The following is a 24,807-nucleotide window of genomic DNA, read 5'->3' as shown; positions in this document are numbered from 1 at the left end:
TTACCTAATCTTGACTTAAAAGCAGTTTTTGATAAATTTCTTTTGCATTTTTTCCATTGATCTTTGATAATAATTTTGCTTTTGCTTTTAAAGACAGCTCTAAATCCATAATATCTTTTTCACAAAGAGTATTTTGCAAAAAATTTTGCTCTTTTGATTGCAGTACTACAACCCATTCACCGTTTAAATTAGACTTTTTTAAAATTTCAGAAAGCTCTTTAGCATTGCCTTTAAATTTTTTTTCAAATTTTTTACTGATTTCTTTAATCAAAAAAATTTCTCTTTGGCTGTCTAGAATCATAATCTGTTCTACTAAAGATAAAATACGCTTGGGGGATTCGTAAATAATACTTGGATAAGGAAAGTTTAAAATTTTTTCTATATCTTTTTGTCTTTCTTTGCCTTTATTTGCTAAAAAACCAATAAAGATAAATTCTTTTTGACAAAATGCTGAGCTTACAAGAGCAACTAAGGCTGCATTTGCACCTGGTAAAATTTCATAGGTGATATTATTTTCTTGTGCAAATTCTACCAAAGCCTTGCCAGGATCACTAATCCCTGGCATTCCTGCATCGCTTAAATAAGCTACATTTTTTTCAAATATCTTTAAATCAATACTTGCTAAAACTTCTTTTTCATTATGGGAGTGTAAGGCTATAAATTTAGAAATATGTATATCAGTGTGAAATTTGGTATTTAATAACGAAATCAAAGACTTACTTACTCTTGTATCTTCGCAAAACACAAGATCGCAAGTCTTTAAAAGTTCTAAGGCTCTAAAAGAAATATCGCTTAAATTTCCTATGGGAGTAGGAATAAAATAAAGCATAATTATTGCATTGCGTATTTTTTCTTAAATTTCTCTACACGACCTGCAGCATCTACAATTTTTTCACTGCCTGTAAAAAAAGGATGGCAATTTGAACAAATATCTACTCTTAATTCTGCTTTGTTTGACTTTGTTGTAAAAGTATTTCCACAAGCACAACTTACTTTGCATTCTACATATTCTGGGTGAATTTCTTTTTTCATTAGTTTTCCTTAAAAATTAAAACAATAAGCCGTGATTATAAATTATTTAACATAAAAAAGAGATTAATTTAAGAAAAGTTAAAGCAAAATTTTTGAAGCTATAGCTATAATAGCTGTTTGACTTTTTAGAATATTAGAGCTTTTAAGAGAGATTTTCCGGTTAAACAATAATCTCTCATCATTGTTAAATCCACCTTCAGGACCTATAAAATATAATTCTTTTTCATCGAAATGACTTTGTTGTTCTCCTTGAAAATCAACCATAATTGCATTTGGAAATTTTTGAACAAATTCTTGAGTGCTTTGGTGGATAATTAAATCCATTTTAGTATTTCTACCGCATTGTTCACAAGAAGAAATAATGATTTTTTCAAATCTTTCTAAATCGATTTTAAAATTTCTTTGTGAAAAATTTGTAAAAACCAAATGTAACTTTTTTACTCCAAGTTCATTTAAGAAAGGTAGAGTTTTTTCTAAAATTTTAATATCTATAATGGCTAAGGCTAAGTTTAATTCACTTTGTTTTATATTTTGTGATTTTTTGTTTAAAAATTTTAAAGTGCAAGAATTTCTTGTTAAATTTGTGATTGTATAGTTGTAAAGAAAATTATCTTGTAAATTTCTAAGATTTAGCTCCGAATTTTCCTTTACTCTTCTTACTTTTAAATGGTTAAAGTTTTCACCTTGAAGTTGTATAAACTCTTCTCCAGCTTGCTTGTTATACAAAAATTGCATTTTATAGATATCTTTCTATTAAAAAAGGCAAAAACAATAAAAAAATTTCAAAAGGTAAAATCAAACAACTAATCCATCTAAAAGTGGCATATTTTCTAAATCTTCTTGCTTTTTTAAAACAAACAAAGTGAAAAATTGCTAAGGCAAAAATTAAGATCCAAGAAAAAATCATTACCCAGATATTGACATTCATTTGAAATTGTTTCATTGCTGATAACAAACAACCTGTAAAAATAATCAAAGCTAAAAATAAATAATAAATTGGTAAAAATAATCGTATTCTGCGAATAAAAATGAATTCGGTTTTAAAATTTCCTTGTGTTAGTATAAGATAAAAAAGCATTAAAAAACCGCTCGCATAAAGACTATAAAGATGTAAAGCTAAAAAGAATTCGTAACTTTGATCCATTATTTTCCTTTGTTTATAAAATCAGCTAAATTTTGAATTTGTTCATCACTTAAAAAACTATGGTTTTTATCTTTTATCGTTTTTATTTTTTGTATAAAAATTTTATTGCTCAAGGTTTTAATGGCCGTGCTGTTTTTAGGTTTTAATTCCCCTTTTTCTCCATGACAAGTGGCGCATTTTTGTTTATATAAAGAGTTGATAATACTAGGATTGACTTCATGTTCATCATCTGAACTTTGTGCTTCATCATCTACAGGTAAAGGCAGGTTGGAGTCACTTAATTCTGTTTTTTCATCGTTTTGTTCTATTTGGACTACTTCTTGATCTGTATTTTGAGTCTTAGAAATATTTTTTTCATCATTAGAACAGGCAGATAAAACTAATAAAAAAAAACTTAAGGCAATTAAAATTTTAGCTTTTTGCATTAAATCTCCTTTGGATTTATAAAAATTTCTTCATTTTTTAATTTGTTATAAAAATCTATATCATTCCATTCTACTTTAATGCCATTGGAAAATTCTATGTCTTGAAGTGAAATTTTTGGCATTAGCTCACTATAGGCATCTTCTCTAAAACCTTGTGCATAGCCTGTTCTTGTTTCATGAACAATGATACTTTGTAAAGTCACTCCTTGTTCTCCATTTACCATTTTTGTTTGTTTTAATAAAGCATCTATAAGTATGAAAAATACACGACAAAAATTTTCAGCACTTACATTAACAGGCAGGCAAATCCAACGACTTGAATATTTTTTCATTTCTTCTAAATATTTTGCGTCATCATATTTAAAAAGAGTGATAGCATGATCAAAACTATCAATAATTTGGCGTATATAGGTTTTTAAAAGTCCAAAATCATAGACCATTCCAGCATTATCTAAATATTTGCTTTCAAGTAAAACTTCAACTTTGTAAGAATGTCCATGAATGCTACTTTTGCAACGCTTAGAAGAACAAAATCTAACAATGTGTGCGTTTTCAAATTCAAATAATTTTCTTATAATCATACACCCTCTTTATCGTTCCAAAGACGAATATGAATTCTATCAGAATAATTATAACCATTCTTAATACAAAATTCAGCAATTTTTTGAGCATTTTTTTTAAGGTTTTGCTCATTTTCACCCATAGGCATACAAAAAATTTGATTTGGAGCTTCTTTTAGAATTTCATTGATTTCTAAAAATGAATTATCAAGAGTATTGGCATCTAAAACAAATTTATAAAAACTATCTTTTGCGTAATTTTTAAATGCTTTTAAAGCTTTAAAATTTAATCGTTTATCTTTTTTTATCCCACTATTTTGGAGTTTAACGCTTAAAGCAAAAATACATTCTTTGTAAAAAGGATATCTATCAAAATCAATTTCTATGCTTCCATTGCTTTCAAAGTGTATTTCGAATTTATTTTTTAATAACATTTGGATAAATTCTATAAATTCAGGATTTTCATAATGGATTAATGGTTCTCCACCTGTGATAACAACTATAGGATTAAGGTCTTGTTTTAATTTTATCACTCTTTTTAAAAGTTCATTAGCATTTAAAGTTTCATAACTTTCTTTAAAATCTTTTGTGAAAACAGCTCTTATCGTGTCACATCCAATGAGAGTTTTATCGTTTTTTGATATTTTTACATTAAAACCTAAACAGTTGAAATTACAACCAGCAAAACGCATAAAAATAGCTAATTTTCCATTATATTTACCTTCTCCTTGAATGCTTAAGAAACTTTCAACAAGTTGCAAAATTAACCTCCAGTTTGATAAAAAGCACGAGATGAGGTTTCATTATCAACAACACTCCATTTATTTTTTTCTGGTTTATTTCTTAATACTTCTTGTAATATTTCTACAGCGGCTTTAATATCACCTTTTCGAACCGCTTCTTTTATGCTTAATGCTTCATCAAAATAAAGACAAGGTATTAACAAGCCTTCAGCACTTAAGCGTATGCGATTGCAAGAATCGCAAAATTCATGGCTATGAGGATCTATAATTCCAAATTCATAATCATCTGCCTTGTAAATACTCACAGGTGCTTTTTCATCTTTTTTTATAAGTTGAATTTGATATTTTTGACTCAAAATTTGTATAATTTCATCTCTTTTTAATCCTTGTAATTTACCATAAGCATGAGTATTTTCCATAAATTCTATAAAGCGAATTTGAGCTTTTTTTGATTTTGCAAATTCCAAAAGAGATATCAGTTCATCATCGTTTAAATTTTTAAGAGCTACAGTATTAAGTTTTACTTTCAAATCTAGATTTAAAACTTCATCAATTCCAGATAAAACACTATCTAATATATCTTTTTGCGCAAGAGTTTTTGCTTTTTTGTGATCTAGGGTATCAAGTGAAATATTAAGTCGTTTAAGTCCAGCATTTTTTAGGTCTTTAGCAAAGTCTTTTAGTAAAAATCCATTTGTAGTTATAGCAAGGTCAATATCGCTTTTATAATCGTTAATCATTTTTATAAAAATACTTAAATCTTTTCTTAATAAAGGTTCCCCACCTGTTATACGGATTTTTTCAATTCCTTCGTCTATAGCTGCTTTAACAAATAAAAAAAGTTCTTCGAAGCTTAATAAATTTTCTTTTGGCTGATAATCGAAAGGAATTTTTGGCATACAATAAAGGCAGCGAAAGTTACATCTTTGTGTAACTGAAATTCTAAGATAATTTATCTTTCTACCGAATTGATCTATAAGCATTTATTTTCCATTCTATTTTATTAATTTCTTAAATTTTAAGACAAGTTCTACATTTCCAGTGCCAATGCGTAAATCTTTAGCGATTTGTTCTATGCTTTTTCCTTCTTTGAAAAGATTTTCTATTTTTTGTTCTTCTGTATCGTAATTTGGTGTAAGTTTAGCCATGCTTTGTGCTTTTTGTTCCAAATTTAAAAGACGATTTTGTTGTTCATTTTGAAAATCTTCTATGATATGTTCCATAGTTTTTAGTGTTCTTAAAACAGGAGTGATTTTTGAACTGATTTGTTTATCAAGTTCAATCATAATTTCTTCTTTTAAAAGAGAGGTTTTATAGTCTTCATCCTCTTCGCTATCATCTTTAACTCCTAATTCTTTACGAAAATAATGAAGTTCTTTGGTAATATCTTCTATCACATTTTGAAGTTTTGCTATTTTTGCATTATTTTCTCTTTCTTTGATATTCATGTAGGCTAGCATTGCAATTAAAAGCACAATTATAAAAACTAAATAAAGTACATCATCACTCATTCTTGGCCTTTCTTATTTCTTATCATATTTCTTTGGATTTCAACAACAAAAGCATCAAAAGCCATTTTGTCTTCAGGCTTAATTTTGATAATTTTTGCCAATGTTTGACTTTGAGCTTTGATAAAAATAGCTATTTTTTGATTATTTAAATCAAATCTTAAATAATATTCTTTATCTTCTTCTAAAATAGTATCCAAAAAATTTAGATACTCAAAATTTAAAGATTCTATTACCCCTTTTTGCTTAAGTGGTATAAGTTCTTTATTTTTATCTAAAGAATTTTCAAGCCTTAAAATATCTTCTTTTAGACTTAAAAGAAGATCAAAAATAATTTTTTCACCCTCGTCAAAATCAATGCGTAAAGCAAGTTTTTTCCATTTTAAAATTTGAGAAATTGCTCCAAGTTTTAGGTATTCTCCAAGAAAACGGTTATTTTCTATTTCACAACATTCTAAATGAGCTTCAAATCCTGCTTTAAAAAGTGCTAATTCCATAATAAATCAATCCAAATAAAAATAAAAAAGATAATACTTAAATAACCATTTAGAGTAAAAAATGCTCTATCAATATGAGCAAAATTCTTGTGAACAATTTTATGTTCCAAGGCTAAAATAATACCGCTTATAATTACCCCAATAAGTGCTATTTTTCCAAGTGCTACACCCCAAACTTCCCACACAAAAAGAAGCCAAAATAATACCGCTAAAATATGGCAAAAAGCTGATATAAATAAAGTAGCCTTTGAACCAAATTTAGCAGGAATAGAGTGAAGTCCTATTTTTTTATCATACTCCATATCTTGTAAAGAATAAAGCAGATCAAACCCAGCTGTCCAAAAAGTTACACCTAAACATAAAATAACGCTATAAATGTGAATTTCACCCATAATTATAACACTTCCTGCAATAGGCGCAAGTCCTAAACAAAATCCTAAAACTAAATGTGCTAAAGAACTAAAGCGCTTAAAAGCTGAATAAATAGCCAATACCAAAAGCACAGGAAAAGACAAATAAAAGGCCAAAGTATTAATAAAATAAGAACATGATATAAAAATAAGTGCATTAATAATGATAAAAATCCATACGCTTTTTCTACCTATTTTTCCACTGACATTAGGGCGATTTGCACAACGAGGATTATCCTTATCTATATCTTCATCCATTAAACGATTTGTAGCCATGGCAAAATTTCTTGCACTTACCGCACAAATAATGCCTAAAATCAACGCCTTAAAACCAAACCAAGCAGTGTCATTTGCAAGTTTTGATGCTACAATCATAGAGGAAAATAAAAAAGGCAAAGCAAAAATAGAATGCTTAAATACTACAAGTTCTAAAATATCTTTAAATTTTATCCAGAATGTGTTCATTTTTCTACTTTAAAATATTTTTTGCTATGATTTTACTAAAATTTTTATAAATTTTAGGATAAATATTAAAATGTTTTTTGAAATAGCATTAATAGGAACAACCGCGAGTGGAAAAACATACATAGCCAATACTTTAGCAAGAGAATTTAATGCTGTTGTTTTAAGTCTTGATAGTCTTTGTGTTTATAAAGAGATTAATATAGCAAGTGCCAAGCCTTCACAAGATGATCTTGCGAGTATAAAATACTTTGGGGTAAATTTATTGAGCGTGAATGAACATTTTAATGTTGAGTTATTCATAAGAGAATATCAAAAAGCAAAAGAATTTGCTTTAGCTAGAAATTTACCTCTAATTATAGTAGGTGGAACTGGATTTTATTTAAAAACTATGATAGATGGTTTAAGTGAAAAAACCTTAGAGTCAAAGAGTTCTTTAAATAACGATGAAATTTATGCTCTTTTATTAAATATTGATCCAAACTATAAAATAGAAAAAAATGATACTTATAGATTAAAAAAATGGCTGGGTATTTATGAACAAACAAGAGAAATTCCTAGTGAATTTTTAAAAAGAACACAAAAAACTGGGGTGCTTAAAGATATAGAAATTTATGAGCTTGCGTGGGATAAAGAAATTTTAAAAAAACGTATTCAAACTAGAACAAAAGAAATGCTTGATAATGGACTTTTAGATGAAGCAAAAATTCTTTTTTCTAAATTTGATTATAAACTTAAAGCATTAAATTCTATAGGTTTGAAAGAGTGTAAAGAATATTTAGATGGAGAAATTTCCTTTAAAGAGCTTGAAAATTTAATCACGATACATACTACACAACTTGCCAAAAGACAAAGAACTTTTAATAAAAAATTTCAAAGTAAAGCCTTGGAATTTGATAAAGCTTTAGCTACTTTAAGAATGAAATTTTCAATCGAAAAATAAATGTTCTATTAGAATTTTTACTCCTAGTATAATTAAAACCAATCCGCCTAAAAGTTCAGCTTTATTTTTAAGATAAATTCCAAATTTATTCCCTATTTTTAGAGCAATGATACATAAAATGAAGGTGATAATACCTATTAAAAATATAGCTAATAATAGATTTATATTTAAAAATGCAAAACTCACACCAACTGCTAGTGCATCGATACTCGTAGCAATTGCTAAAGCTAGCATGGTTTTAAAGCCAAATTGATTGGCATTACTATCGCAATTTTCATTTTCCAATGACTCTTTGATCATTTTTAATCCTATTAAAGAAAGTAAAATAAAAGCTATCCAATGATCAATACTCGCAATAAAAGATGCAAAAGTTATGCCTATAAAATAACCAATAGTTGGCATCAAAGCTTGAAATCCACCAAAATAAATTCCAACAATAAGATAATGTTTTAAATGTAGTTTTTTAACACTAAAACCTTTGCATAGTGATACAGCAAAAGCATCCATTCCTAAAGCACAGGATAAAAAAATAAGACTATAAAAATCCATAATAAATCCTAAAATTTTATAAAAAATTGAAGATGAAATTATAATTAAACAAAGATAAAAATCACATAATTTTGATATATTTAATTAAATTTTAAGAAATAAATATATATAATTCAATTTCATTTTTATTTTTTACTCCTTAAAAGTGGCCCATTCGTCTAGCGGTTAGGACATCGCCCTTTCACGGCGGTAACACGAGTTCGAGTCTCGTATGGGTCACCACTTTTTAATTTTTCTTTTAAAATAACAATTTTTTCATTTTTTCTATTGAAATTTAATAAATATTAATAATTTATTTTGTAGAATACGAATAGCTTTTGATATAAGTCTATTATAGACTTATATCAAGGCTGGGCATTATTGAGCTGGTGTTTGCTCTTTTGTTTTTTTGTGAGTTTTAGCTTCATGTTTTTTATCAGCTTTAGCTTTTGAATGATGAGCTTTTGTATGTGTTTGATTTACATCGCTTGGAGTATCAGCTGCAAAAACATTAGCTGCGAAAGCACCTAGTAATGCTGAGATTAGTACAACTTTTTTCATATTTTCCTCCTTATGAATAATTTTTAGTTGCAAATTAATTGTAATTATTAAAAATCAACAAATAGATATTTTTTGTAAAAATATTTCAAAAAAATATAATTTTTTATATATATTTAAATTATTATTAAAATATATTATAAATGTATCTTATTTTATTTAGGTTAAATAAATAGAAATTTTACCCACTAAGCTTTTAAGATATTTTTACTCTTTTTAATATTATTATGGTAATATTTTCAATATCAAACTAAAAATAAAGGAGAAATTATGTTTGAATTAAGAAAATTACCTTATGATACCAATGCTTTTGGTGATTTTTTGAGTGCTGAAACTTTTAGCTATCATCATGGAAAACATCACAATACTTATGTTACAAATCTAAATAATCTTATTAAAGATACTGAATTTGCAGGTAAAGATCTTGTAAGTATTATCAAAACTTCAAATGGGGGCGTATTTAATAACGCAGCTCAAGTTTATAATCATGATTTTTATTTTGATTGCATTAAGCCAAGTACAGGCTGTGGCTGTGGCGGTTCATGTCAAAGTATAGATGCTAATTTACAAGTGGCACTAGAAAAAGAATTTGGATCTTTAGAAAATTTCAAAGCTGAATTCATCAAAGGTGCTACAGGAGTTTTTGGTTCAGGATGGTTTTGGTTAGTTTATAATACTAAAAATCAAAAACTAGAATTTGTAGGTACTTCAAACGCAGCTACACCAATTACTGAAGATAAAGTTCCTTTACTTGTTGTAGATGTTTGGGAACATGCTTATTATGTAGATCATCGTAATGCACGCCCTGCTTATTTAGAAAAATTCTATGCTCATATTAACTGGGAATTTGTTGCAAAAGCTTACGAATGGGCTTTAAAAGAAGGCATGGGATCAGTTAGCTTTTATGCAAATGAACTTCACCCTGTAAAATAATTTAAAGGCATCAAAACGATGCCTTTTTTACTCTCCTAAGCTTGGAGTCATTTCGATAATCTTCCAAGGAAGTCCTTGAGAATTCAGCTCTTCCATAAAAGGCTTAGCGTCAAATTCTTCCATATTAAACACGCCTTTTCCTTGCCAAATTCCTTTAGCGATTAATTTCGTACCTATCATAGCAGGAACACCTGTAGTATAGCTCACAGCTTGCGCGCCAGTTTCTTTGTAACATTCTTCATGATTGCAAACATTATAAATATAAACTTGTTTGTCTTTTCCATCTTTTTTACCACGAATCACACAACCTATATTGGTATAACCTTTAGTGCGTGGTCCTAAACTTGCAGGATCAGGAAGCAAGGTTTTTAAAAATTCTATAGGAATGATTTCTTTACCTTGGTGTATCACAGGTTTAATCCCTAGCATTCCAACATTTTCAAGACATTTCATGTGAGTTAAATAACTTTGTCCAAAAGTCATAAAAAAGCGTATTTTTTTTAAACCTTTGATATTTTTTACCAAGCTTTCAAGTTCTTCATGATAAAGCAAATAGCTATCTTTCACTCCTACTTCTGGATAATCCCACTCCATTTTTATTTCCATAGGCTGCGTTTCTATCCACTTGCCATTTTCCCAATAACGCCCTTTAGCAGAAACCTCACGCAGATTGATTTCAGGGTTAAAATTCGTCGCAAAAGCATAGCCATGATCACCTGCATTGCAATCTAAAATATCTATATAAGAAATTTCATCAAATAAATTTTGCTGTGCATAAGCACAAAAAACATTAGTTACACCAGGATCAAATCCACTTCCTAAAAGTCCTAAAATTCCTGCTTGTTTAAACTTATCATTTCTCGCCCATTGCTCTTTGTATTCAAATTTAGCTAAATCAGGATGTTCATAATTTGCCGTATCTATATAATCAATCCCTGCTTTTATACAAGCATCCATTAAACTCAAATCTTGATAAGGCAAAGCAACATTGAGTAAAATTTGCGCTCCTGTTTTCTTGATAAGTTCTACAACCGCATTGCTATCATCAGCATCAATTTGCGCTGTTTCAATTTGAACCCCTAAACGCTCTTTGATAAAAGTAGCGATTTCATCACATTTGCTTTTTGTTCTACTAGCTAAAGTGATTTTGCTAAAAGTATCAGAATTCATTGCGCATTTTACAGTAGCCACACGACTTACTCCACCTGCGCCTATGATTAAAAGATTTTTCATGAAATTTGTCCTTAAAAGATTTTTAGGAATTTTAACTAAAAATTGATAATATCAAAATTTATTTTTTCTTCTAAGTTATAATTTGAGCTTAATAACATAAAAAATTCTATATTTTTATATCTTAACTTAAGTCTATAAAAAGCCCCTAAAAATTCTTTTTGTAAAATTTTAGCCTCAAAGCGATTTCCTATTTTAAGTTCTGCATAACCAAAAATATAATTTTTTGAAGCTATCCAAGCAAAAAATTCATCTTCTAAATCAAGTTTTTCTTCTATGATATTTAAATCAGGTAAAATTTGCGCACTTTTAAAATCGGGCTTAAAATAAAGCTCTTTAGGATTTGCATGAGCTAAAATTTTTCCTTTTTCTAAAAAAGCGATTTGATCAGACATACAATAAGCATCTTCAATATCATGAGTTACCATAATAGCCGTAATGCCTTGATTTTCTATCATTTTTTTCAATTCTCTTCTTAAATCCTGTTTTAAATTTTGATCCAAATTAGAAAAAGGTTCATCTAAAAGCAAAAGCTGACATCCTCTTGCTATAGCTCTAGCAAAAGCCACTCTTTGCGCTTGCCCTCCTGAAATTTCATCGATTTTTTTATATCTTAAATCTTCAATTTCAAAAGTTTTAAGCAAATGATTTAAAATTTGATTTTTATCTTTTTTATCGTAAAGTGCAAAAAGTATGTTTTTCTCAACATTTAAATGAGGAAATAAAGCATAATTTTGAAACATCAAAGCCACTTCACCTTTGCAAGAAAACAAATCATAAGAACTAGCTTGTTCAAGCTTAGCAATAATCCTTAAAAGCGTGCTTTTTCCACTTCCACTACCTCCTAAAATGCTTAAAAATTCTCCTTCTTTGACATGAAGATTGATATTTTCTAAAGCTTGTATTTTTTCAAAATTTTTAGATAAATTTTTAATTTCTAACATCATCTTTCCTTGTGATTTTATCCATCCAAACAACAACCATTAAAGAAAGAAAAACGATAAACAAGGAAGGCAAAGCTGCATCATAAATTCTTTCATCACTTGCAAACCAGAAAGCTTTAACACTTAAAGTTTCAAAGCCAAAAGGCGCTAAAATTCTACTTAAAGGAAGTTCTTTAATCGTATCAATAAAAACAATAATAAAAGCCAAAAATAAAAAATGTTTCATTAAAGGTGTGTGAATTTTAAAAAATAAAATAAAATAACTCGCTCTTAAATTTAAACTTGCCTCATCAATATTTAGATGAATTTTACTATATCCTCCTTCTAAAGAATAAATTGCACTCGCTAAAAAACGAATTATATAAGCAAAAACAAGAACAAGTAAAGAATTTCCCAATAAACTCATGTGAAAAAATTTATCCAAAAATACAAAAAGCACTATAATGCTAATCCCTAAAGCAGCAGCAGGTATAGAATAACCCAAAGAACTTATTTTTAAAATAAATAAATTAAAAAAATGATTTTTAACTATCCTAGAGCTAAACATCAAAAAATAAGCTAAAAAAGTGGTAATTAAAGCAGTGATTAAAGCTAAGATTATAGTTTGAAAACTGATAATATAAAATTGCGATTCAAAAAGCTTATGATCTTTTAGCCCCCAATAAACTAGCCAAATAAAAGGTAAAATAAAACCTACAAAAGCAATCATAAAACAATAAATACAGGATAGAATTTGTTTAATAGGATTTAATTTTCTTTTTTTGATAAAAAGAGCTAAATTTTGATTAAAACTATAATGATGTTTATTTTTATAATAATAATCCACATACATAATCAAAAATACAAAAAGCATTAAAATACCCGATAAAACACTAGAAGAATAAGAATCATTCAAATCATACCAGAGTTTAAAAATTCCAGCCGAAAAAGTATCCACTCCCAAATAAGCACTTGCACCATAATCACTCAAAGTTTCCATTAAAACCAATAAAGCTCCAGAAAAAATGGCAGGTCTTGCACTCAAAAGTGCCACGCGTGTAAAAATTCTAAATTCAGAATATTTCATGATTTTAGCTACTTCATAAGCCTCTTTAGCTTCACTTTTAAAAGCTGTTTTAGCAAATAAATAAATATAAGGATATAAAGAAATAGCCAAAACAAAAATAACACCATAATGATTGAAAAAATCCATCCTAAAGCCAAAATTTTCGTGAAAAAATCCTTGAAAATCCATAATTCCCACATAAACAAAGGCTAAAATATAAGCAGGTATGGCTAAGGGTAAAATGAGTAATTTTTCTAAAATTTTACAGAAATAAAAATCATAATTTGCGATCAAATAAGCAGAACTTACACCCAAAATCAAGCTTAAACACAATACTCCCACGCTAATTATAAAAGTATCTTTGATGAATTTTAAAAATAAATAATCAAAAAAATGACTCAAATTTTCTTTAATAGATGAAAATTGGGTTAAATTACTTGTATTAAAATTTTGAAATAAAATATAAAAAAGTTCAGCAAAAATACCAAAAATAGGCAAAGCAAGAAAAAGGGCAAGTAAAATTGCCCCGAGTTTATAGTATTTTAAGGTTTTATACATTATCTAAAACCGATTTCATCGTAAATTTTAACCGCTTCTTTAATATTTTCTGCTATCTTACTCACAGGGATTTGATCTTCTTTGAAAGTTCCAAAATCTTTTACCGTTTGGCTTAATTCTACATCATTTCTTATAGGAAATTCATAATTACTATCAGTAAGAATTTTTTGAATTTCAGGACTTAACATAAATTCCATAAATTTTTTAGCCGCATCTTGATTTTTACTTGATTTTGTCATAGCAATACCGCTAATGTTAATATGCGTTCCTCTATTGTCTTGATTAGGAAAAATAATACCCAAAGAATTGCCCACTTCTACATCTTTTGGATTTTTAGAATTCTTTAAAAGCCCTATATAATAAGTATTCATAACTGCAAATTTAGCTTCGCCTGCAAATACTTGTCTGGCTTGATCTCTATCTCCACCCTTTGGATTTGTCGCAAGATTTTCAAGCACACCTTTAGCCCATGCTTTAGCCTCTTTATTTCCATCATTAGCTATAATAGATGCTAAAAGAGTTTTGCTATAAGGAGCTGTAGCACTTCTCATAACAATTTCTCCTTTAAATTCAGCTTTTGCTAAATCTTCATAATTTTTCATTTTGCTAATATCGATATTTGCGTTTTTGTTGTAAGCAATAATTCTTGCTCTTTTTGTAATCGCAAACCACTCTTTATCTTTATCTCTTAAATGAGCAGGTATAAATTCTTCTAAATATTTTGATGAAACAGGGGATAAAAGTCCTAAATTTTTAGCTTCTGTAAGATTTGAAATATCAGCTGTGATGAAAATATCAGCAGGGGAATTACTTCCTTCAAGAGAAAGTCTTTTAATAAGTTCTGAAGCTTTAGCTTGAGTATGATTGACCTTAATACCTGTTTTTTCTTCGAATTTTTTTATGATTTCAAAATCAGCATCATAATGTCTTGCTGAGTAAATATTAAGCTCACTAGCACCTAAAAATGAAAAAGCCGTTAAAAACATAAGAAAGATTTTTTTCATATTTTATCCTTTATTGAGAATTATACTCGGTTTTATTAAGATCTTTAAAATCGGTATGAGAATGTTCAGAGCAAGCAAAAGCAAAGCCAAAGCACAGTAAAAATAAAATTATTTTTTTCATAGGCATTAATTCCTTTTTATATATTTTGATAAGAAATATTAATATTAAAAAGTAAATATAAAGTAACTTAATAATTTTATAACTGATAAATATTTTCATTTTATTATAATAAATTTTGATAATAATTATAAATAATTAAATTTTAATATAAATATTTAAGAGTATTTTTATATATAAAATATTAATATTCAATATCAAAAATAAACCACTAAGAAAGTAACAATAATAATGAAATTTTATACTATTTTAAGCATTCTATTTATAAGCTTTATGTTGAGCGCTTGTGCTGTTTTGCAAAAATCATCTCCACTTCAAGAAAATAAAGATTTTTATATACTTGATACGCATACTCAAAAAAAGATTTCTTTTGAAGATATGATTTTAGAATTGCTAAAAGCAGATGTGATACTGCTTGGCGAAAAACACGATGAGGTTAAACATAAGATAAGTCAAGTTATGATTTTTAATGCCTTAGAAGGAAATTTAAGTTCTCAAAATATAAACTTTGATGTAGCTTTAGAAATGTTAGCAAGCACAGAGCAAAATCACTTAGATAAAGCTTTTAAAAATAAAAAAACCATTAAAGCCAATGAACTTACTAATGCATTAAATTGGGATAAGGTCTGGAAATGGAAAGATTATGAGCAATTTGTCAATGTGGTTTTTTATTCAAAGTCAAAAATATTGGGTGTAAATCTTTCACGCTCAGAAATTACAAGTATTTATAATGGGGCTCAGCCCTTAAAGGGTTATGTTTCAACCACAAATGAAGTAAAAAAACAACTTTTTGACATTATATCCTTAAGCCATAAGCTAAATCCTGAAGAAAATAAAGAATTACTAGATAAATTGGTGGAAATTCAACAATTCAAAGACAGGCGTATGGCTGATGTATTGGTTCATCATGTAAATAAAGTTTTATTGCTAGCTGGAAGCTATCATACAAGTAAAAAAATAGGAATTCCTTTACATATACAAGATTTTAAAAGCAGTAAAAAAATAGTTGTAGTGAATTTAAGCTATGGAGAAATAGATTTAAAAGACAGTGATTATGTTTTGATTTATAAGGGGGAGGAATGAAAAAATTAAGTTTATTTTGTGCTGTAGGTTTATGTTTTGCTAGTTTTGCTTTTTCTGAAGAATTAGAATTTGATAGTCTTGAAATTTCAGGTTCAAAAATCAAAAACGATGAAAAACCTTTTGTAACTTCTGGAGCAACAAGCACAAGAGAGGGTATAGGTTCAGATACACAAAGTATAGATTCTATAGTGCGTAGTATACCTGGAACCTACACAAACACAGATCAAGCTCAAGGTACAGTTCAAGTAAATATTCGTGGTATGAGTGGTTTTGGGCGTGTTAATACCATGATTGACGGTGTTACTCAAACTTTTTATGGTAGTGCATCAGATGATCCAGCTAGATTTCATTCACAAACGGGAACTTCAGCTTTTGGAGCTGTTATTGATACAAATTTCTTAATCGGAGTTGATGTTACAAGGGGAACTTTTGAAGGAGTAGGTGGAGCAAATGCCTTGATGGGATCAGCAAATTTTAAGACCATAGGTATAAATGATATTGTACATGATGGCAATATCTTTGGATTTTTAGGACGATTTTCTTATGGAAGCAATGGAATCGGACCAAGTTATATGAGTGCAGTGGCTGGAAAGACTGAACTTGAAAATAATGGATATGTGGGCGCGCTTTTTGGTTATAGCGCAAAGAGAATTACTCAAAATTACACTGTAGGCGGGGGTGGCAAGATAGGTAGTAGTATGGTTGATACTGATGGAGATGGTATAGCTGATACCAATATCGCTCCTTTTGATCCAGATTTTTTAACCCAAAAACCAAACTCTCAACTTTTTAAACTCGAATATGTCCCAAATTCTTTTACAAACACTATATTTTCTTATCGTAGATATCAAAACGAACTTGCCGGTAGAAAAATACACAATGACAATTATCAACTTGATTTTTGGCACAACCCTAATGAGTGGCTTAATGTAAATACGCTTATTGCCTACAATCAAGGCATACAAACCTATGGATCAAAATCTACTTTTGCGGCAAACGATGCCATAGCTAACACAAAGGCAAAAAATACTGCCACTACTTTTGATATAAGTGATACTTTAGAGGGTGAATGGCATGGATTTAATCTAAACACACGCTTTGGAGCAAATATTTTGCTTAATGATTATAAAAATACCTTAAATACATCAATTCAAGGAGTAAATTCTATACCTTTTCAGCCTCGTGGAAAACAAAATCTTTTTACTTATTATCTTGATAATAGTCTAAATTATGGTATCTTTACACTTGATACTAATGTGAATCTTTTAGATTGGAATATCAAAGGACACAGACCTGCTTGCGATGAAGTAAATTTTATGTGTTTTCCAAAAGCGGCGACAGATATAGATAAAAATGGACTTCGCCTGAATGCTTCTGTCATGCTTTCAGCTGCCATACACGAGCTTTTTACACCCTTTGTAAGTTTTGCGAGAACAAATAGAGCCCCTAATGTGCAAGAAATGTTTTTCTCAAATAACGAAGGCAATGGTATCAATCCTTTCTTAAAACCAGAACAAGCCAATACTTGGCAAATAGGTTTTAATTCTTTTAAACATGGACTTTTAAAAGATGATGATCGCTTTGGTTTTAAAGCCGTGTATTATCATACAAAAATAAAAGATTATATTTATAATGAACAATTTTATCTTGAAGATCCAAGTAAAATTCCTCCAAGCTCGCAATTTTATATGCACTTAAATTCAGCTGATGATACTATATTTAAGGGTGTGGAGTTAGAATTAAGCTATGACTTGGGTTTTGCTTATGCTAAAGCTATGTATTCAAGACAAGATACAAGTTCGACTATTTCTCAAACTTCAGGACCTCTTCTTGGCTCTTTTTCGGCAAGTAAAATCATGGAGCTTCCAAAAGATTATGCAAATGTAGAGCTTGGCTTTAGACTAAATGACAAAATAAGCTTTGGTGGTATAGCAAAATACACAGGCAAAGCAAAAAGGGTAAATCCAAATACAGATGATTGGAATAAGGATCCAAACAATCCTTATTATCCTAAACCAACCACACAAGACTTACCAAAAATTCCTATTATAGTAGATTTATATTGGAATATAGAATGGTTTAAAAACCTCACAATGAGAGCAGAGGTGCAAAATTTATTTGATAAAAACTACATGGATGCCTTAAATGCTTATAATTCCTTAGATAATCAGCTTCAATATAATGGAGCAGGTGATCCTATCTATCTTTTTAGCAATTCTGCTCGCGGTCGTACTTTTATAGTAAGTTTTGAATATAAATATTAAGGAATATACAAATGTTAAAAAAAATGTTTTTATTTTGTTTTTTATTGTTAAATTTAAATGCAGAAGTAAATGCAACAGATACAAATTTATCTTTTGATTCTCCCAAGATAGAAACCGAAGCACCTAAAATAGAGTTTTCTCTTTCTAGTCTTTATCAAAATGCTGATGAGGTGGTAAAAGGTGTTATTTATATATTGGTTTTATTTTCCATTTTAGCATGGACAGTTTTTATTTCTAAGCTTATGCAATTTTATTTTATGAAGAAAAATCTAGACTTGTCTATACAAAAGATAAAAGAATTAAAAAATCTCAATGAATTAGATCAGACAAAGGATTTTGCAGGTGTTTTATCTTTAGAAATTCAAGATGAGCTTGAAAAAAGTGAATATAAAAATGATCATATAAAAGAGCGCATAGAATTGCGTTTGCAAAATACCATCTCAAAGCAAATCACAGCAAGTAAAAATGGCTTGAGCTTGCTTGCGAGTATAGGTGCTAGCGCACCTTTTATAGGGCTTTTTGGAACAGTTTGGGGAATTATGAATGCTTTTATAGGTATAGCAAATCTTGGCAATGCTTCTTTGGCAGTCGTTGCGCCTGGTATAGCTGAAGCCTTGTTTGCTACAGCTTTTGGCTTGATAGCTGCTATCCCTGCGGTGCTTTTTTATAATTATCTTACAAGAAAAAATTTAAAACTTATGCACCATTTAGATGAGCTTGCAAATTTTGTCTATATACTTTTTCATAGGAGTTATTTTAATGATAAAAACTGAAATGGCTCACAAAGAAGAGGAGTTAAGTGAGATCAATATAACTCCTTTTATAGATATTATGCTTGTATTATTGATTGTTTTTATGGCTGTTACTCCTCTTATCACAAGTTCTATCAAAATAGAATTACCCAAGAGTTCGCAGCAAGCAGAGGATAAGCTTAAAAATCCCATCATACTTTATTTAAATACTGATAATACTTTGGCTATTAATGATGATAAATTAAGCCTAGAAAATCTTTCAAGTGCTTTAGATATAAAAACCAAAGGCAATAAAGAAGAAATTATTTATTTTCATATCGATAAAAGTGTAAAGTATGAAGATATTATGCAAGTAATGCAAAAATTAAAAGAGAATGGCTATGGAAAAATAGCTCTTTCAAGTAAAAAGATGGATTAGTATGAAGTCTAGTGTGATTTTTGGGTTTGTGTTAAGTTTGATATTGCATACTTTAGTATTAATGTTTTCCCTTTTTTCTTTTTATATTCAAGAAAAATCAAGTGGTGTTGATTTTAAACAAGGAGCGGAATTTACTTCCATTATGATGGTATCAGAGCCTCCTATCGGGGAATTAAAAGAAGTTTCGATTGATCAAAAAAAGAGTAATTCTCAAGATAAAAACAAAAAACAAGACGAAAGAATAAGTCTTAATTCTCAAGATAAAAATGCTGTATTAAAAGTTCAAAAAAAGATTGAAAAGCAAGATGAAAACCAAGCTCAAAAAGAAATAGCTAATGCAAGTGAAAATTCAAAATTTAAAAATGAATCGCTCAGTGCTCCGCTACAAAGTAATGAAGATAAAACACAAACTATAGTAAGTGGCAATGCCAAAGAACAAGTTAAAAGCTATCAAGCTTTGCTTATGGCTCATTTGACTAAATTTAAAAAATATCCTCAAGAAGCGATAATGCAAAAACAAGAAGGCGTTGTAAGAATTCGCGTAAGCATTGATGAAAGCGGAAATGTCTTAAGCAAAGAGCTTAAAAAATCTTGCCCTTATGCAGCGCTTAATGATGAAGCTTTAAGTTTATTTAAAAGAGCTTCTCCATTGCCAAAACCGCCTAAAGAAATGTTAAAAAATGGTGATAAAATCAGTTTTGTTATGCCTATTGATTACAATATTAAAGACTATTTAGGTAAAAAATAAACTTTTCATTAAAAAAAGTTTATTAGAATTTTTATTTTAAAGGTGATGATTATGTTCTCTTCGTTTTTTAAAAGTAAAAAATGGGCTTTATGGGCTTATTTGGGACTTTTTTTACTGTTATTTTTCTTATATATACAAACAAGCTTAAATGTTGCGATCAATTCATGGTATAGTGATTTTTACAATGTTTTACAAAAGCCAAAAATAGAACTTTTGGATTCTAATTCTACGCAAAAAATAGAAGAAAATCTTGAAAATAATGCCACTTTAATCCAAGAGGCTAATCAAAGAGCTGAGCAAAATTTCCAAAAAGCTAATTTTATCAATAAAGGCGCATTGTATTATTATCAAAATTTATTAGAATATTTTTTCAACTCTAGGGCTATGATTGAAAAGCCAAATTATTCAGCAAGTGATTTTTATGCTTTGATTTTAGTTTTTTTGGCTATTGCTATTCCTTATGTTTTAATCGCTACAATTAATATCTATTTTGCTAGCGTCTATGCTTTTAAGTGGCGTGAGGCTATGACTTTTTCTTATTTAAAATTTTGGAAAAATAAAGATGATAATATAGAAGGAAGTTCGCAAAGAATTCAAGAAGATACTTATAATTTTTCTAAAATCGTAGAGAGTTTAGGACTTAGTTTTATAAAAGCTTTGATGACCCTTGTAGCATTTATTCCGATTTTATGGAGTTTAAGTGATGTTGTGAGTAAAGCTTTATTTGCAAATTTAAGCGAAAATTCTTTTTTTTATTTTTTAAAAAACATTGATGGTTTGCTTGTTTATATTGCACTTTTGATTTCTTTAGGAGGCTTGGTTGTGTCATGGTTTGTAGGTATTAAGCTTCCTGGACTTGAATATAACAATCAAAAAGCTGAAGCAGCTTTTAGAAAAGAGCTTGTTTATGCTGAGGATAATCGCAAAGAATACGCTAAAAATGAGACTATGATAGAGCTTTTTACAGGGCTTAAATTTAACTATAAAAGACTTTTTTTACATTATGGATATTTTAATATTTGGCTCATTTTATTTGAGCAAATGATAGTTATAGTGCCATTTTTAATCATGGCACCAGGGCTTTTTGCTGGAGCTATAGGACTTGGTATTGTAATGCAGATTAATAATGCATTTGATCAAGTGCGAAGCTCTTTTAGTGTTTTTATCACAAACTGGACAACTATCACTCAACTTAGAAGTATATATAAGCGTTTAAAAGAATTTGAGAAAAATATTTCTTATAAGTCTTAGTTTTTTCTTATAAAATGCAAGAAAAAATTCAAATATTAAATTTACTTTTAATTGTGTATAATAAGGTTTAATAATATTTTATTTCTTAAGGAGCTTCATTGGACCCCAGTCAGGTTTTGGATTTAAACCAAACTTCTACAGCATCTTTTGATGCAGGATATTCTATGCTTATGGTTGTTGTTGCACTTGCTCTAGTGTTTTTAAATGGTTTTTTTGTTTTGTCTGAATTTAGTATTGTTAAAGTACGTCGTTCCAAGCTTGAAGAGATGGTAAAAGAAAAAAAAGCTGGTGCCAAGAAAGCTTTGGAGGTTACTTCAAGGCTTGATACGTATCTTAGTGCTTGTCAATTAGGAATTACTTTAAGTTCTCTAGCTCTTGGTTGGATAGGTGAGCCTGCTATTGCAAAAATGCTAGAAATTCCGCTTATTAATCTTGGTTTTAGCACTGTTATTATCCATACTATAGCTTTCATTATTGCTTTTAGCATTATTACTCTTTTACATGTGGTTTTAGGAGAACTTGTGCCAAAAAGTATAGCTATTGCAGTTGCAGATAAAGCGGTTTTATTTATAGCTAGACCGCTTCATTGGTTTTGGATGCTCTTTTTGCCTTGTATTAAAATTTTCGATTTTTTAGCAGCTATAAGTTTGAAACTTTTTGGAATAAAACCTGCTAAAGAAAGCGAGCTAACTCATAGCGAAGAAGAAATTAAAATCATAGCAAGTGAGAGTCAAAAAGGTGGAGTTTTAGATGAATTTGAAACAGAGATCATACGCAATGCTGTTGATTTTTCAGATACTGTTGCTAAAGAGATTATGACTCCTAGAAAAGATATGATTTGTCTAAATAAACAAAAAAGTTACGAAGAAAATATGCAAATCATTTGTGAGCATAAACATACTCGCTTTCCTTATATTGATGGTTCTAAAGATACTATTTTAGGTATGATACACATACGAGATATAATACAAAATGAATTAAACCATAAAAGTCAAAATTTAGATACTTTTGTTAAACCTTTGATTTTGGTTCCTGAAAATATCAGCATTTCAAAAGTACTTGTAATGATGAATAAAGAACGCTCTCATACTGCATTAGTAGTTGATGAGTATGGTGGAACTGCTGGAATTTTAACCATGGAAGATATTATGGAAGAAATTATTGGCGAAATTAAAAGCGAGCATGAAGAAGACAGCTATAAAAAACTTGCTGAAAATATCTATGAATTTCAAGGACGATGCGATATAGAAACTGTTGAAGAAATGCTTGTAATAAACTATGATGAGGATTTAGAACAAGTTACTATAGGTGGTTATGTATTTAATCTTTTAGGACGCTTGCCTATGGTAGGAGATCGCATTGAAGATGAACTTTGTTACTATGAAGTTAAAAAAATGGATGGGAATTCTATAGAGCGTGTTAAGGTGGTTAAAAAAACAAATAAAGATGAAGAATAAGCCTCTTTAGGCTTTATTTCTTTTTGTAAATTTGGTTTTTAATTTCTATACACTCAAAACCTTTTTCATCTAGTGTAACTACGCGTAAATATCCATCATCATCTATTTTACCCTCGCATAAAAATACTCTTTTGGCTATTTTCATAGGAAGTTTTTCTTTATTTCTGTGTCCAAAGATTTGATAAAGATTGTCCGAGGTGAAATTACAAAATTGATTTGCTACTTTTTGACTGTCTTCATATCCACCTACACCATAAATAAAGTCATGGCTTGGTATAAAACTTATTTTTTCAGGTTTGGAGGGTATAAAATTTACTCCTCCATGTGAACAAAATATGAATTTATTTTGGAATTTGTAGTATAAACATTCTTTTAGATGAGGATAGAGTTTTCTAGCATCTCTTGGAGTAAGTTTTTCTTTTCTAAAATCCTTTAAAGTATTTTCATTAAATTCTTTGGAATTTGACAATTCTCCATTAGCCCATTTTATAAGATGTCTTTCGTGATTTCCTTCTAATAAGCATACGTTTTCTTTTTCGCAAATTTTTAAAAGAAATTTTATTACTTTGCCATTTTCTATACCTCTGTTGATATAATCTCCCAAAAATATATAAAATTCATCTTCTTTGATTGTTTTAATGTATTCTTTTAAAACACTATAGCAACCTTGTAAATCTCCTATATGATGAATTTTTTTGTATTTGCTTAAATTTGGCATTTGGTAAAGACATTTTTTCCAGTCTCTTGAGTCTAAAATTGGGTATTTTTTTGGATTTTTTTTGAGCAAATCTTGAGTTTTTTCCAAAAGAGCATAAGGAATGATATATCCATTTTTTTTAGCTTCTAAAAGATTTTTTTCTTGACATTGTTTTAAAGAGCTATCAAAAACAATAACATATATTTTATAGCGATATTGTTTAGCTAAGTCTTTATAAATTTTTAATGTTTCGTTGTAAGCGTTTATGATGCTAAACTCACCTTTTTGCATACGCATTTCTAGAAGTTTGAGTAAAATTTTACTCAAATCTTCATCATTTTTAACATTTAAAATTTTATATTCACTGACTATATTTTTAACGCTTCCTGATAAAAGACGCAAAGCATTTAAATCAAGTGTATAATTTTGAAGTTTATTATTTTTGATAAATTCTTCTTGTCCTGCGTAATAATTCCCTCTTAAAACAAGTAAGATTCGCACATTCTTTGCCTAGATTTTCTTTAAAAATTCAGTTTTTAAAACAATAACGCCAAATTTATCTACTCTAGCCTCAATTTCACCTTCTTTAGAAGTGAGCTTAATATTTTTTATAGTAGTTCCACGTTTTAAAGTTGTACTTGCACCTTTAACCTTAAGATCTTTTATTACACTCACGCTATCACCTGTGTTAAGTTCTATTCCATTAGCGTCTTTAGCCATTTTTTTCCTTTCTTTGATCTAAAATATTTAAAATTTGCACCACTAAAGCAAAAGCCATAGCGGTATAAATATATGCCTTATCAATATGAATATCAAAACTTTCAGCAACTAAAACTACGCCTATTAGCACCAAAAAAGCTAAGGCTAAAATTTTAATGCTTGGATATTTTTCAACAAAATCTGCTATAGGTTTAGAAGCAAAAAGCATCACAGCTACTGCGATAATAACAGCGATAATCATGATGGTTACATCTTGAGCAATTCCTACTGCGGTAATAACACTATCAAGCGAAAACACTATGTCAATCACAGCAATTTCAGCTACAACTATCCAAAGTTTATTGCTTGCTTTAAAATGACTTTGACTTTCTTCTTGATGAGAAATTTGCTCTTTAATTTCTTTAATAGACTTTACAATCAAGAAAAGCCCACCTAGTAAAAGAACTAGATCTCTTCCTGAAATTTCATTGCCCAATACACTAAACAAAGGTGTTACAAGTTTCATCACCCAAAAAAGAGATAAAAGAAGTAAAATTCTTGTAATCATTGCAAAAGCTAAACCTAAGATACGTCCTTTATCACGATGTTCAGGGGGTAGTTTGCTTACTAAAATAGCTAAAAAAATGATATTATCTATCCCTAGTACAATTTCAAGAGCACTTAAAGTAGCTAAAGTAATCCAAGCATCAATACTAAATATCCATTCAAACATAAATTTCCTTGAAAATTTTAAAATTTTTTAAAGCGATATTTTATAGTTTTAAAGCAAATACCT

At 29.0% G+C, this 24,807-nt stretch carries 30 protein-coding genes and 1 tRNA gene; 10 read left to right on the top strand and 21 right to left on the bottom strand.

The genetic code is table 11. The features are described from left to right. Positions 1-4: 4 nt before the first annotated feature. The 11 genes from rsmI to mqnP form a co-directional block, all read right to left on the bottom strand. Positions 5-829: a 16S rRNA (cytidine(1402)-2'-O)-methyltransferase gene (gene rsmI / locus FBF15_RS02000; RefSeq protein WP_002869759.1), complete on the bottom strand. Its 825-nt coding sequence runs from the start codon at positions 827-829 to the stop codon at positions 5-7. Between the two features lie 2 nt (positions 830-831). Then, positions 832-1,032, bottom strand: coding sequence for a 50S ribosomal protein L31 (rpmE, locus tag FBF15_RS01995; RefSeq protein ID WP_002851603.1), 201 nt, complete (start codon positions 1,030-1,032; stop codon positions 832-834). A gap of 78 nt (positions 1,033-1,110) precedes the next feature. Then, entirely contained in the window at positions 1,111-1,767 is a 657-nt protein-coding gene (locus tag FBF15_RS01990) for a 16S rRNA (uracil(1498)-N(3))-methyltransferase (protein WP_002851903.1), read from the bottom strand. A 1-nt stretch (position 1,768) separates the two neighbouring features. Continuing rightward, positions 1,769-2,176, bottom strand: a complete 408-nt coding sequence (locus tag FBF15_RS01985) for a membrane protein (RefSeq protein WP_002851635.1) — start codon at positions 2,174-2,176, stop codon at positions 1,769-1,771. Beyond that, positions 2,176-2,601, bottom strand: a complete 426-nt coding sequence (locus FBF15_RS01980; RefSeq protein ID WP_002867930.1) for a cytochrome c — start codon at positions 2,599-2,601, stop codon at positions 2,176-2,178. Before FBF15_RS01980 ends, FBF15_RS01985 begins: the two co-directional genes overlap by 1 nt. Beyond that, a complete protein-coding gene (locus FBF15_RS01975; protein ID WP_002851757.1) occupies positions 2,601-3,182 on the bottom strand; it encodes a 6-carboxytetrahydropterin synthase in 582 nt (193 codons plus the stop codon). Before FBF15_RS01975 ends, FBF15_RS01980 begins: the two co-directional genes overlap by 1 nt. Further along, positions 3,179-3,922 (bottom strand): 7-carboxy-7-deazaguanine synthase QueE, encoded by a 744-nt coding sequence (locus FBF15_RS01970; RefSeq protein ID WP_038816901.1) that lies wholly within the window; start codon positions 3,920-3,922, stop codon positions 3,179-3,181. Before FBF15_RS01970 ends, FBF15_RS01975 begins: the two co-directional genes overlap by 4 nt. Before the next feature lie 2 nt (positions 3,923-3,924). Then, positions 3,925-4,887 (bottom strand): GTP 3',8-cyclase MoaA, encoded by a 963-nt coding sequence (gene moaA / locus FBF15_RS01965; RefSeq protein ID WP_002909592.1) that lies wholly within the window; start codon positions 4,885-4,887, stop codon positions 3,925-3,927. A 12-nt stretch (positions 4,888-4,899) separates the two neighbouring features. Beyond that, positions 4,900-5,415 (bottom strand): hypothetical protein, encoded by a 516-nt coding sequence (locus FBF15_RS01960; protein WP_002851715.1) that lies wholly within the window; start codon positions 5,413-5,415, stop codon positions 4,900-4,902. After that, positions 5,412-5,909, bottom strand: coding sequence for a hypothetical protein (locus FBF15_RS01955; RefSeq protein ID WP_002851641.1), 498 nt, complete (start codon positions 5,907-5,909; stop codon positions 5,412-5,414). Before FBF15_RS01955 ends, FBF15_RS01960 begins: the two co-directional genes overlap by 4 nt. Then, positions 5,900-6,784 carry a menaquinone biosynthesis prenyltransferase MqnP gene (gene mqnP, locus FBF15_RS01950; protein ID WP_002859371.1) on the bottom strand — a complete coding sequence of 295 codons (885 nt, stop codon included), beginning with the start codon at positions 6,782-6,784 and terminating at the stop codon, positions 5,900-5,902. Before mqnP ends, FBF15_RS01955 begins: the two co-directional genes overlap by 10 nt. Before the next feature lie 70 nt (positions 6,785-6,854). Here mqnP and miaA point away from each other — a divergent pair, with 70 nt between their 5' ends. Continuing rightward, complete coding sequence (gene miaA, locus FBF15_RS01945; RefSeq protein WP_038813992.1) at positions 6,855-7,724, top strand: tRNA (adenosine(37)-N6)-dimethylallyltransferase MiaA; 870 nt, start codon at positions 6,855-6,857, stop codon at positions 7,722-7,724. Here miaA and FBF15_RS01940 read toward each other — a convergent pair. Then, positions 7,710-8,273 carry a manganese efflux pump MntP family protein gene (locus FBF15_RS01940; protein ID WP_002867928.1) on the bottom strand — a complete coding sequence of 188 codons (564 nt, stop codon included), beginning with the start codon at positions 8,271-8,273 and terminating at the stop codon, positions 7,710-7,712. The genes miaA and FBF15_RS01940 overlap by 15 nt on opposite strands. Before the next feature lie 147 nt (positions 8,274-8,420). Between FBF15_RS01940 and FBF15_RS01935 the strand changes: the two genes are divergently transcribed. Then, positions 8,421-8,495 (top strand) — tRNA-Glu (locus FBF15_RS01935). A 135-nt stretch (positions 8,496-8,630) separates the two neighbouring features. Here FBF15_RS01935 and FBF15_RS01930 read toward each other — a convergent pair. Next, positions 8,631-8,813 carry a hypothetical protein gene (locus FBF15_RS01930; protein WP_002888234.1) on the bottom strand — a complete coding sequence of 61 codons (183 nt, stop codon included), beginning with the start codon at positions 8,811-8,813 and terminating at the stop codon, positions 8,631-8,633. A 267-nt stretch (positions 8,814-9,080) separates the two neighbouring features. On the opposite strand from FBF15_RS01930, the gene sodB reads away from it, so the two are divergent. Then, positions 9,081-9,743: a superoxide dismutase [Fe] gene (gene sodB, locus FBF15_RS01925; protein ID WP_002909587.1), complete on the top strand. Its 663-nt coding sequence runs from the start codon at positions 9,081-9,083 to the stop codon at positions 9,741-9,743. Between the two features lie 27 nt (positions 9,744-9,770). Here sodB and FBF15_RS01920 read toward each other — a convergent pair whose 3' ends face one another. From FBF15_RS01920 to FBF15_RS01900, 5 genes are read right to left on the bottom strand one after another with little or no spacing between them, the layout of a single operon-like run. Then, positions 9,771-10,976 (bottom strand): saccharopine dehydrogenase family protein, encoded by a 1,206-nt coding sequence (locus FBF15_RS01920; RefSeq protein ID WP_038814101.1) that lies wholly within the window; start codon positions 10,974-10,976, stop codon positions 9,771-9,773. A 35-nt stretch (positions 10,977-11,011) separates the two neighbouring features. Next, positions 11,012-11,920 carry an ABC transporter ATP-binding protein gene (locus FBF15_RS01915; RefSeq protein ID WP_072227273.1) on the bottom strand — a complete coding sequence of 303 codons (909 nt, stop codon included), beginning with the start codon at positions 11,918-11,920 and terminating at the stop codon, positions 11,012-11,014. Then, the gene (locus FBF15_RS01910) at positions 11,904-13,520 is read right to left on the bottom strand and encodes an iron ABC transporter permease (protein ID WP_052773711.1); all 1,617 of its coding nucleotides are present in this window, start codon (positions 13,518-13,520) and stop codon (positions 11,904-11,906) included. Before FBF15_RS01910 ends, FBF15_RS01915 begins: the two co-directional genes overlap by 17 nt. Next, complete coding sequence (locus FBF15_RS01905; RefSeq protein WP_052773712.1) at positions 13,520-14,524, bottom strand: Fe(3+) ABC transporter substrate-binding protein; 1,005 nt, start codon at positions 14,522-14,524, stop codon at positions 13,520-13,522. The genes FBF15_RS01910 and FBF15_RS01905 overlap by 1 nt, the downstream gene beginning before the upstream one ends. 10 nt (positions 14,525-14,534) lie before the next feature. Then, the gene (locus tag FBF15_RS01900) at positions 14,535-14,651 is read right to left on the bottom strand and encodes a hypothetical protein (RefSeq protein WP_002860993.1); all 117 of its coding nucleotides are present in this window, start codon (positions 14,649-14,651) and stop codon (positions 14,535-14,537) included. A 222-nt stretch (positions 14,652-14,873) separates the two neighbouring features. Between FBF15_RS01900 and FBF15_RS01895 the strand changes: the two genes are divergently transcribed. From FBF15_RS01895 to FBF15_RS01865, 7 genes are all read left to right on the top strand, one after another. Next, a complete protein-coding gene (locus tag FBF15_RS01895; RefSeq protein WP_038816574.1) occupies positions 14,874-15,725 on the top strand; it encodes a ChaN family lipoprotein in 852 nt (283 codons plus the stop codon). Beyond that, complete coding sequence (locus FBF15_RS01890) at positions 15,722-17,989, top strand: TonB-dependent receptor (protein ID WP_038816573.1); 2,268 nt, start codon at positions 15,722-15,724, stop codon at positions 17,987-17,989. The genes FBF15_RS01895 and FBF15_RS01890 overlap by 4 nt, the downstream gene beginning before the upstream one ends. A gap of 11 nt (positions 17,990-18,000) precedes the next feature. After that, on the top strand, positions 18,001-18,762 hold the full coding sequence (locus FBF15_RS01885; RefSeq protein WP_074485617.1) for a MotA/TolQ/ExbB proton channel family protein: 762 nt from the start codon (positions 18,001-18,003) through the stop codon (positions 18,760-18,762). Continuing rightward, the gene (locus tag FBF15_RS01880) at positions 18,749-19,159 is read left to right on the top strand and encodes a biopolymer transporter ExbD (protein ID WP_002851714.1); all 411 of its coding nucleotides are present in this window, start codon (positions 18,749-18,751) and stop codon (positions 19,157-19,159) included. Before FBF15_RS01885 ends, FBF15_RS01880 begins: the two co-directional genes overlap by 14 nt. 1 nt (position 19,160) lies before the next feature. Next, positions 19,161-19,907, top strand: a complete 747-nt coding sequence (locus tag FBF15_RS01875; RefSeq protein WP_038813922.1) for an energy transducer TonB — start codon at positions 19,161-19,163, stop codon at positions 19,905-19,907. Between the two features lie 45 nt (positions 19,908-19,952). Continuing rightward, positions 19,953-21,158: a putative transporter gene (locus FBF15_RS01870; RefSeq protein ID WP_071616380.1), complete on the top strand. Its 1,206-nt coding sequence runs from the start codon at positions 19,953-19,955 to the stop codon at positions 21,156-21,158. Between the two features lie 98 nt (positions 21,159-21,256). Next, entirely contained in the window at positions 21,257-22,615 is a 1,359-nt protein-coding gene (locus tag FBF15_RS01865) for a hemolysin family protein (RefSeq protein ID WP_002869507.1), read from the top strand. A gap of 13 nt (positions 22,616-22,628) precedes the next feature. On the opposite strand, the gene FBF15_RS01860 is transcribed toward FBF15_RS01865, so the two are convergent. The 3 genes from FBF15_RS01860 to FBF15_RS01850 are packed head-to-tail and all read right to left on the bottom strand — an operon-like array spanning position 22,629 to position 24,744. Then, positions 22,629-23,813 (bottom strand): metallophosphoesterase, encoded by a 1,185-nt coding sequence (locus FBF15_RS01860; RefSeq protein ID WP_038813923.1) that lies wholly within the window; start codon positions 23,811-23,813, stop codon positions 22,629-22,631. A 9-nt stretch (positions 23,814-23,822) separates the two neighbouring features. After that, complete coding sequence (locus FBF15_RS01855) at positions 23,823-24,032, bottom strand: alkylphosphonate utilization protein (RefSeq protein WP_002851709.1); 210 nt, start codon at positions 24,030-24,032, stop codon at positions 23,823-23,825. Next, positions 24,025-24,744: a TerC family protein gene (locus FBF15_RS01850; protein ID WP_002851673.1), complete on the bottom strand. Its 720-nt coding sequence runs from the start codon at positions 24,742-24,744 to the stop codon at positions 24,025-24,027. Before FBF15_RS01850 ends, FBF15_RS01855 begins: the two co-directional genes overlap by 8 nt. Between the last annotated feature and the right edge of the window lie 63 nt (positions 24,745-24,807).

The organism is Campylobacter sp. CFSAN093233 (assembly GCF_011068165.1).
GTDB lineage: Bacteria > Campylobacterota > Campylobacteria > Campylobacterales > Campylobacteraceae > Campylobacter_D > Campylobacter_D jejuni.
Note: the sequence above shows the minus strand (reverse complement) of the source record. Positions and strands in the feature narration are given on the sequence as shown.